This window comes from Cryptosporangium sp. NPDC048952 (genome assembly GCF_043197895.1).
Lineage (GTDB): Bacteria > Actinomycetota > Actinomycetes > Mycobacteriales > Cryptosporangiaceae > Cryptosporangium.
The window spans coordinates 646,820-655,067 of record NZ_JBICTY010000007.1 but is presented as its reverse complement, the minus strand read 5'-3'; the positions used below and the strand labels follow the sequence as shown (position 1 = coordinate 655,067).

7 protein-coding genes and 1 rRNA gene are annotated in these 8,248 nt (G+C 73.1%); 7 read left to right on the top strand and 1 reads right to left on the bottom strand.

Features of this window, described 5'->3' with window-relative positions; genetic code table 11:
• The 4 genes from rrf to ACGFY5_RS36775 form a co-directional block, all read left to right on the top strand.
• Nucleotides 1-91, top strand: a 5S ribosomal RNA gene (gene rrf / locus ACGFY5_RS36790); the annotation flags it as partial.
• A 2,006-nt stretch (nt 92-2,097) separates the two neighbouring features.
• The gene (locus ACGFY5_RS36785) at nt 2,098-3,408 is read left to right on the top strand and encodes a hypothetical protein (RefSeq protein ID WP_392727815.1); all 1,311 of its coding nucleotides are present in this window, start codon (nt 2,098-2,100) and stop codon (nt 3,406-3,408) included.
• A gap of 58 nt (nt 3,409-3,466) precedes the next feature.
• On the top strand, nt 3,467-4,048 hold the full coding sequence (locus ACGFY5_RS36780) for a tetratricopeptide repeat protein (protein WP_392727812.1): 582 nt from the start codon (nt 3,467-3,469) through the stop codon (nt 4,046-4,048).
• On the top strand, nt 4,045-5,070 hold the full coding sequence (locus tag ACGFY5_RS36775) for an HAD-IIA family hydrolase (protein WP_392727810.1): 1,026 nt from the start codon (nt 4,045-4,047) through the stop codon (nt 5,068-5,070). The genes ACGFY5_RS36780 and ACGFY5_RS36775 overlap by 4 nt, the downstream gene beginning before the upstream one ends.
• Nucleotides 5,071-5,116: 46 nt before the next feature.
• On the opposite strand, the gene ACGFY5_RS36770 is transcribed toward ACGFY5_RS36775, so the two are convergent.
• Entirely contained in the window at nt 5,117-5,455 is a 339-nt protein-coding gene (locus ACGFY5_RS36770; protein ID WP_392727808.1) for an SCP2 sterol-binding domain-containing protein, read from the bottom strand.
• A gap of 279 nt (nt 5,456-5,734) precedes the next feature.
• On the opposite strand from ACGFY5_RS36770, the gene ACGFY5_RS36765 reads away from it, so the two are divergent.
• The 3 genes from ACGFY5_RS36765 to ACGFY5_RS36755 are packed head-to-tail and all read left to right on the top strand — an operon-like array spanning nt 5,735 to nt 8,247.
• Entirely contained in the window at nt 5,735-7,174 is a 1,440-nt protein-coding gene (locus tag ACGFY5_RS36765; protein ID WP_392727806.1) for a phasin family protein, read from the top strand.
• Entirely contained in the window at nt 7,171-7,437 is a 267-nt protein-coding gene (locus ACGFY5_RS36760; protein WP_392727803.1) for a hypothetical protein, read from the top strand. Before ACGFY5_RS36765 ends, ACGFY5_RS36760 begins: the two co-directional genes overlap by 4 nt.
• The gene (locus ACGFY5_RS36755; RefSeq protein WP_392727800.1) at nt 7,438-8,247 is read left to right on the top strand and encodes a TlyA family RNA methyltransferase; all 810 of its coding nucleotides are present in this window, start codon (nt 7,438-7,440) and stop codon (nt 8,245-8,247) included. It abuts the gene before it with no gap.
• Nucleotide 8,248 lies beyond the last annotated feature (1 nt).

Sequence of the window (8,248 nt, the reverse complement as noted above, 5' to 3'; positions counted from 1 at the left end):
GCCCGGTCCCATTCCGAACCCGGAAGCTAAGCTCCTCAGCGCCGATGGTACTGCACTGGTGATGGTGTGGGAGAGTAGGACGCCGCCGGACTTTTTCTTGTCGGTAACGCCGTTATCGGCCCTGATGATTATCCGATTTCTCGGGATCAGGGCCGGTGACGGCGTTTCTGCTATGTGGGCCCGTGTCGGAGTGTCGGTGGTGCCCAGTACGTTGTGAACCGGAGGTGCGGAGTGGCCGACGCAGGTGGGAACGGACGCGGAGACGCGCGCGGGGACGACCGGCGCGGTGACCGCGCGGGCGCACGGGATGGCGCACCGCGCGGCGAGCGACGCTCCGGCCCCCGGTCCGGCGAGGCCCGCAGCGGCGGCCCCCGGCGTGACGGCAACTCCGGTGGCGAAGGGCGCTCGGCCCGCAGCGGTCGGCCCGGCGGGCACAGCAGCGCCGGCGGCGGCGCGCGCAGCCCCCGCCCCCAGGGCGCGAGCTTCTCCCGCGGCGCCCGCTCCCACGACGGCCCCCGCACCAACGACCGTCCGCCCCGCAGCGACGGCGGCAATCGCTCCTACGGCGACCGCCCCTCCTCCGGCAACGGTGGTAGCCGCTCCTACAGCGACCGCCCGTCCCGAGGCGACGGCGGCGGCCGCTCGTACAGCGACCGCCCGCCCCGCGGCGACGGCGGTAGTCGCTCCTACGGTGACCGCCCGTTCCGGGGCGACGGCGGCAGCGGCTCCTCCAGCGACCGCCCGTCCCGCGGCGACGGTGGCGGCCGCTCGTACGGCGACCGCCCGTCCCGCGGCGACGGCGACCGGCGTCCCTTCGGTGACCGTTCTCCCAGTGGCGATCGATCCACCTCAGGTGGCCGATCGGCCTCAGGCGATCGCGGACCCCGCGGCGACAGGTCCTTCGGGGACCGCCCGCCCCGCAGCGACCGTCCGTACGGTGATCGTCCAGCGCGATCCGACCGCTCGTCCTCGGACTCGCGCCCACCCCGCGACAGCCGCCCCTACGGCGACCGCTCGTCGAGCGACCGAGGCCCCCGCACCGACCGCTCCTCCAACGATCGTCCACCTCGTAGCGACCGCCCGTACGGCGATCGCTCCTCCGACGACCGCGGCCCTCGCACCAGTAACTCGTCCCCCGACCGCCCGACCCGGGGCGACCGTCCCTCCAGCGACCGCCCACCCCGCAGCGACCGTCCCGCATACGGCGACCGCCCATCCGGCGGTAACCGCCCGTCCGGCGGTGGCCGCTCTTACGGCGGTGGCCGCTCTTACGGAGATGGGCCGTCCAGCGGTGACCGTCCCGCCTACGGCGCGCGCAATTCCGGCGGTGATCGGCCGGGCCGCAGTGACGGCTCGCGCGATGGTGCCTCCCGTGGCGACCGCCCCTCCTACGGCAACCGGTCCGGCGGTGACGGCTCGTACGGCGACAGGTCCGGGCGCGGACGCGAGTCGTCCGGCGGCGATCGGCAGTACGGCAGCGACCGACCCGGTGCGAGCCGCCCCAGCGGCGACAGCACTTCCGGAGGCCGCTCGTTCGGCGATCGGCCGCCTCGTGGCGGCCGGCCAGCCTACGGAGACCGCGCGACCGGTGCCGATCGGAGCTCCGGTGGCCGCTCTTACGGCGACAGGTCAGGCTCGGGCGGAGATCGCCCGTACGGCGACCGGGCTGGGCGCGGCGATCGGCCGAGCTCGAGCGGGAACCGCTCCTACGGCGACAGGCCGGAGCGCGGCGACCGGTCCAGCTCGAGCGGTGACCGTTCGTACGGCGACAGGCCGGAGCGCGGCGACCGGTCCAGCTCGAGCGGGGACCGTTCGTACGGCGACCGCGCTGCGCGCGGTGAGCGCGCCGGGTACGGAGACCGTGGTTCCGGTGGGCGGCCCTCGTCCGGCGGGCGCGGCGGCTACAACGACCGGAACTCGCGGGACGACCGGGGTCCGCGGGACGACCGGGGTCCGCGGGACGACCGGGGGTCGTACGGGGATCGCGAGCGGTCGGGTCGGCCGGTACGTGGCGGGCGTCCGGACGGGCGGGGCGGTGCGCCCCGGTCCACGCGGCCGGGTTCCAGCGGGCCGATCGTGGTGGGCTCGACGGGGCGCGTGCGCCCGCCAGGCCCGGACATCCCTGCAGACATCGAGGTACGCGACCTCGACCGCGAGGTCCGTGCGGAACTCCGCGCCCTGCCGAAGGGTGCCGCTGACACGGTCGCGCGCCACCTCGTTGCCGCGGGGCGCTTCCTCGACACCGACCCGCAGCTGGCGCTCGAGCACGCCCAGGCGGCTCGCCAGCAGGCGGCGCGGATCGCGTCCGTGCGCGAGGCAGTCGGTATCGCGGCATACCACTCCGGCGAGTGGAAGCTGGCGATCTCGGAGCTTCGAGCGTGGCGGCGCTTCACCGGCTCGGATGCGCACCTCGCGGTCATCGCGGACTCCGAGCGGGCGCTCGGCCGGCCGGAGAAGGCCATCGAGCTCGCCGCGAGCCCGGAGGCGGCGCGGCTCGACACCGAGACGCGCGTCGAGCTGATGATCGTGGCGGCCGGGGCCCGCCAGGACCAGGGCGACCTCGACGGTGCACTGGCGGCGCTCGACGTACCGGAGCTGCGCACTCACCGAGCCACCGAGTGGCTCCCACGGCTGCGGTACGCGTACGCCGAGCTGCTGCTCGCGGTGGGCCGCACCGACGAGGCGCGCGAGCGGTTCGTCCAGGCCGCTGACGTCGATCCCGAGGGCCTCACCGACGCCGACGAACGCGTTCTCGACCTGGACGGCTTCCTCTTCACCGACGAGGGCACCGACGAAGACGACGACACCTCCCTCGATGAAGTCCAGACCGCCCCGACCGACGAGCTCGACGACGCCCCGGCGAACCAGGCCGACACGCTCGACGACGACACGCTCGAGGACGACACGCTCGAGGACGACACGCTCGACGACCCGGTCGAGGACGACTTCGACGACTCGCGCGGCGACGACGGCGGGGCCGACGGAGATGGTGCCGCGCACGGCGAGGGCGACTCTTTCGGCGGCGCGGACGAGCAGCGTGGCGGCGGTAGCTTGCTCGAGGACGCAGACGACGACTCGGTTGACGAGACCGCGGCGACTGCAGACGACCGCGACGTCGACGCGGACGGCGGTGGGCGGCCGGGGGCCAACGGGAGTGCTGTCGACGACGACGGCGACGGGCTCGGCGATGACGGCTGGGATGACGACGAGGACGTTGTCGAGCGGCCCACTGATGAGGAGCTCGCTGTCGGCGGTCCGGCGCCGGTGCCGGGGGACGAGGGCGACGATGGTGAGACCGGTTCCGCCGGGACGGCGCGAGGGGCACTGACGCAACCTGCGGCGGTTCGCCCCGTGGCGTCGGAATCGGACGACGAGAACCACGACGGCGGGGGACGTACCGCGGGTTGACCCGCCGCCGGCGGCACGCCGGCGTTGCACAGAACACGCGCACTTCGGAGGTTGAACTATGACTGAGACGCCGGAGCACGGCTCGCCGACCGGGGAAGCGTATGACTGGTTCCGCCGCGGGGAGGAGTTGCTGCGTCAGGGCAACGCCGCGGCGGCCGCGCAGTTGTTGCAGCGGGCGCTCGCGGCTGATCCGGGGTCGCGGTCGGCGCGGGAGTCATTGGCCAGGGCGCTGTTCGACTCCGAGCAGTACGAAGAGGCCCGGGAGCTGTTCGCGCAGATCGTGGCCGATCATCCGTCCGACGACTATGCCCAGTTCGGGCTGGGGCTGGCCGCGCTGCGCACCGGCGACCCGAAGGTGGCGGTGGAGCACCTGTCGCTCGCCGTGGCGATGAAGCCGCACGACCACCACTACGCCACGGCGCTGCGGAACGCGCGGGCGCAGAACCTGGTGGATCCGGTCGGAGGTCCTGCCACCGCGGGGGCGCCGATCGAGGAGCGGCGGCCGACGCGGGGGTCGACGGTGAACGTGCCGCCGGAGATCGAGGAGTTGCTGCGGGGGATCGAGCGCAGCGACGGGGCGCCGGACGACGATGCGCCCAACGGCAGTGCGCGGGATGCTCCGAACGGTGAGGTCCGATGAGCGGGCTCGCCGGGAGCGAGAAGCCGCTGAACGAGCGGTACGACGCCGCGCTCTTCGACCTGGATGGCGTGCTCTACCTGCAGGAAGAGCCGATCGCGCAGGCGCCGGAGGGGGTCGCGGCGGCCCGTGCGGCAGGGATGCGGATCGGGTTCGTGACGAACAACGCGTCGCGGCGTGCGCCGGCTGTGGTGGCGTTGCTGGGGAAGGTCGGCGTCGAGGCGTCCGAGGACGAGGTGGTGACCGCGGCGCAGGCGTCGGCGGCGCTGCTGGCCGAGGAGTTGCCCGCCGGTGCCGCGGTGCTGATCGTCGGGGCGGAAGGTCTCGCGGACGAGGTCGCTGACGTCGGGTTGCGGCCGGTGCGGTCGGCGGACGACAAGCCGGTGGCGGTGGTGCAGGGGTTCGCACGGGAGGTCGGCTGGGAGCAACTGGCCGAGGCCGCGTTGGCGCTCCGAGCCGGGGCTCGCTGGGTGGCGACGAATCGGGATCTGACGATTCCGTCGGGGCGGGGTCCGTTGCCGGGGAACGGGTCGCTGGTGGCGGCGCTCGTCGCTGCCGTGCGGCGGGAACCGGACGTGATCGTGGGGAAGCCGCATCCGCGGTTGCACCAGGAGTCGGTGCGGCGGATCGGTGCGTCTTCGCCGCTGGTCGTGGGGGATCGGCTCGACACCGACATCGCCGGGGCGGTGAACGGTGGCGCGGATTCGTTGCTGGTCATGACCGGCGTGACAGAGGCCGCCGATCTGCTCGCGGCGGCTCCCGGTGAGCGGCCCACGTACGTGAGTGCCGACCTGCGGGGATTGGCCGAGCCGCATCCCGCGGTCGCTTCCGACGGTTCGTGCGGCGGGTTTTCTGTACAAGCCGACGGGGCGGGGCTCGTGCTGAGCGGCTCCGGCTCTTCGATCGACGCATTGCGGGCTTTGGCAGTGGCGGCATGGGCGGTCATGGATGCTTCCGGCGCCGCTCCAGCAGTGCGTGCCGATGGTGTGCCTGCCGAAGACACGCTGCGCTCGCTCGGGCTGTGAATGTCGAGTTGGGCTCGCCATGACGAGCCCAACTCGACATCGTTCGTCAGAGCAACTTGCGGACTTGGAGCATGTCTTTGATGCCGGCCTGGACTTTGATGCGGCCGCTCACCCAGGCCTTGGCGAAGTCGAGTTCGCCGCGGCTCAGTGCCACGAGGTCGTCGCTGGACAGCGTCAGGGCGATCTGGGCTTTGGGGTCGTCGCCGTCGGCGAGGTTCTGGATCGTGCCGTCGGCGAGGCGACCGTGGAAGCCGGTGCCGAGGTCGGTGATCCGGCACGCCAGCGAGCGGTCGAGTTTCGGCGGCTGACGGTCACCGGTGTTGCCCGAGGCGATCCGATCGGCCACGTCCTGCAGCGCTTTGCGGCACTCCTCCAGCGTCGCCATGGGTTCCTTCCGCTCGTTGGTTCGGGCTGTCCACCCGGATCGGACGGTACCTCGGGGGATCCAACGCGGTGTCGGTGGTCGCGCTGCGTGTCCGGACGGCGGAAGGGGACCGTCGGCGTGTCCGGCCGATGTGGGCGATCAGCACGGCTCGGACGTGCGAATCTGTGTGCGGTCAAGGGGCCGTCGTCACCGGCGGTGTGCTTGGAACTGGGACCAACGGGTAGCGTGAGGTGACTCGGCCGCGTGGGCCAACGCGGCGCAGCGGAAGGTGTCTACCCCATGCAGGAAGCTCTCAAGACGTATCTCGCCCTCGCGACCGGGCTGGCCGATGTGCCGAAGAAGCAGGCCAAGGCAGCCGCGAAGAAGCTCGCGAAAAGCGGTGGCGCCACTGTCGAGCAGGTCCAGGCTCTCACCGAGGACCTCCTCAAGACCAGCCTCGAGAACCGCGAGGCGCTGACCAACCTGGTTCGGTCGGAGATCGAGAAGTCGCTCAACCGTGTCGGCTTGGCCACGGCCGATGAGGTCGGCCAGCTGACCGCTCGGATCAAGGAGCTCGAGGCCGCGTTGACGGCGGCGCAGGGCGCCGACTCGGCGGGTGGGCCGCAGGGTGATCCGCTGGCGGATGCCGCTGCGGGCAAGAAGGCGCCGAAGAAGGGTGCTGCGAAGGTCGCGCAGAAGAAGGTCGCGGCGAAGAAGGTGCCGGCGAAGGTTGCTCCGGTGGCGGTTCCGGCTCCGGCGAAGGCGGCCACGCCGACGGTGGCGAAGGCTGCGGCGAAGGCCGCGCCCGTGAAGTCGACTGGGTCGACGTCGGGTACGCAGGGCGATGCGCTGGCCAGCGTGGTTAAGGCGACGCCGGCGAAGAGTGCGGCGAAGTCGACGGCCGCGAAGGCCGCGCCGGCCAAGACTGCCGCGCCGGCGAAGACGGCGGCGGCGAAGACTGCTCCGGCCAAGGCTGCGGAGAAGAGCGCGCCGGAGAAGGTCGCGCCGGTCAAGGCGGCCGAGAAGGCGGCGCCGGCCAAGGCGCCGGCCAAGGCTCCGGCCAAGGAGAGCCCGGCTAAGGCTACGGCTGCCAAGACGACGGCGGCGAAGTCCACGGCTACCAAGGCCGCCCCGGCCAAGGAGACCCCCGCGAAGGCGGCTCCGGCTCCGAGCACCACGGCCACGAGCAGCGCGGCTGCCGGCCCCGCCGCCACGGCGACCTCTGCGGCGACTCCCGCGGTGACGCCGGCGACGACGCCGCCGGCCACCACCACCCCGGCCAAGACGGCTCCGGCGACGAAGGCCGCCAAGGCCACCGCGGCGAAGACCACGCCCGCGAAGTCGACGGCCGCGAAGACCACGCCGGCGAAGACCGCGCCCGCCAAGCCCGCGTTCGCGTCGGCACCGGCTGACGCCACGAAGGTCACCCCGGCGACGACGCTGCCGGCGACCACGACTCCGGCCAAGACAGCTCCGGCGACCAAGGCGGCGAAGGCCACCGCGGCGAAGACGACGGCCGCCAAGGCGACCCCGTCGACGGCGACGCCGAACGGCACCGCGGCCAAGCCCACCGCCGCGAAGTCGACCGCGGCCAAGTCGACCGCGGCCAAGGCCACCGCGGCGAAGACCACGCCCGCGAAGACGACGCCCGCCAAGACCACGCCCGCGAAGACGACCCCGACCACGAGCACCGGCACGAGCGGCACCACCGCACCGGCCGGCGACTCCGCGGACTCGTGACGTCCGAACAGGACAACCGGGGCTTCGGCGCGTTCGCGCCGAAGCCCGGCCCGCCGTCGCCCGGGCCCGCCGTCGCTTCGGCGGGCGCTGATTCGGCGGGCGCTGCTTCGGTGGTGGATGCCGAGGGGGCGGAGGCTCAGGTGGCGGGTGTGCTGGCCGAGCTCGACGACCTCGATGTGCGTCCGGTTTCCGAGCACGTCGCCGCGTTCGAGGCCGTGCACCGGACGCTGCAGGACACGCTCGCCGCGGTCGACGGGAGCTGAGTGGCGCGCCGTACACGTCTGGACGCCGAACTCGTCCGCCGGGGTCTCGCGCGGTCCCGGGAGGACGCCGCGAACCTCATCGCGGCCGGCGCGGTCAAGGTCGACGGGCAGGTCGCCGCCAAGGCGGCGACCGCCGTCGACCCGGCCAGCGCGGTGACGGTCACCGAGGACACCGGCCCGAAGTACGTCTCCCGCGGCGGGCACAAGCTGGCGGGTGCGCTCGAGGCCTTCCACGTGGACGTCAAAGGCCGCCGCTGCCTCGACGCCGGCGCCTCCACCGGCGGCTTCACCGATGTGCTGCTGCGCGCAGGAGCCGCGCACGTCGTCGCGGTGGACGTCGGGTACGGGCAGTTGGCCTGGTCTTTGCAGACCGACGACCGCGTCACGGTGATCGACCGCACGAACGTGCGCACGCTCGAACCCGAGACCATCGGCGGGCCGTGCGAAGTGACGGTGGCCGACCTGAGTTTCATCTCGCTGGGCCTGGTGCTCCCGGCGCTCGCGAAGTGCACCGCGCCGGACGGCGACCTGGTCCCGATGGTGAAGCCCCAGTTCGAGGTGGGCAAGGAACGGCTGGGCGCCGGCGGTGTCGTCCGGGACAAGAACCTGCGCGCCGAGGCGGTTCTCGGCGTCGCGAACCAGGCTGCGACGATGGGCCTCGGCGTGGCCGGAGTGGTGGCCAGCCCGCTTCCGGGGCCCTCCGGCAACGTGGAGTTTTTCCTCTGGCTGCGGCGGGACGCTCCGGCGGTCGACCCCGACGCGGTCAGGACAGCGGTCGAACAAGCACCAGAGCCAGGGAGAGCTAGCTGAG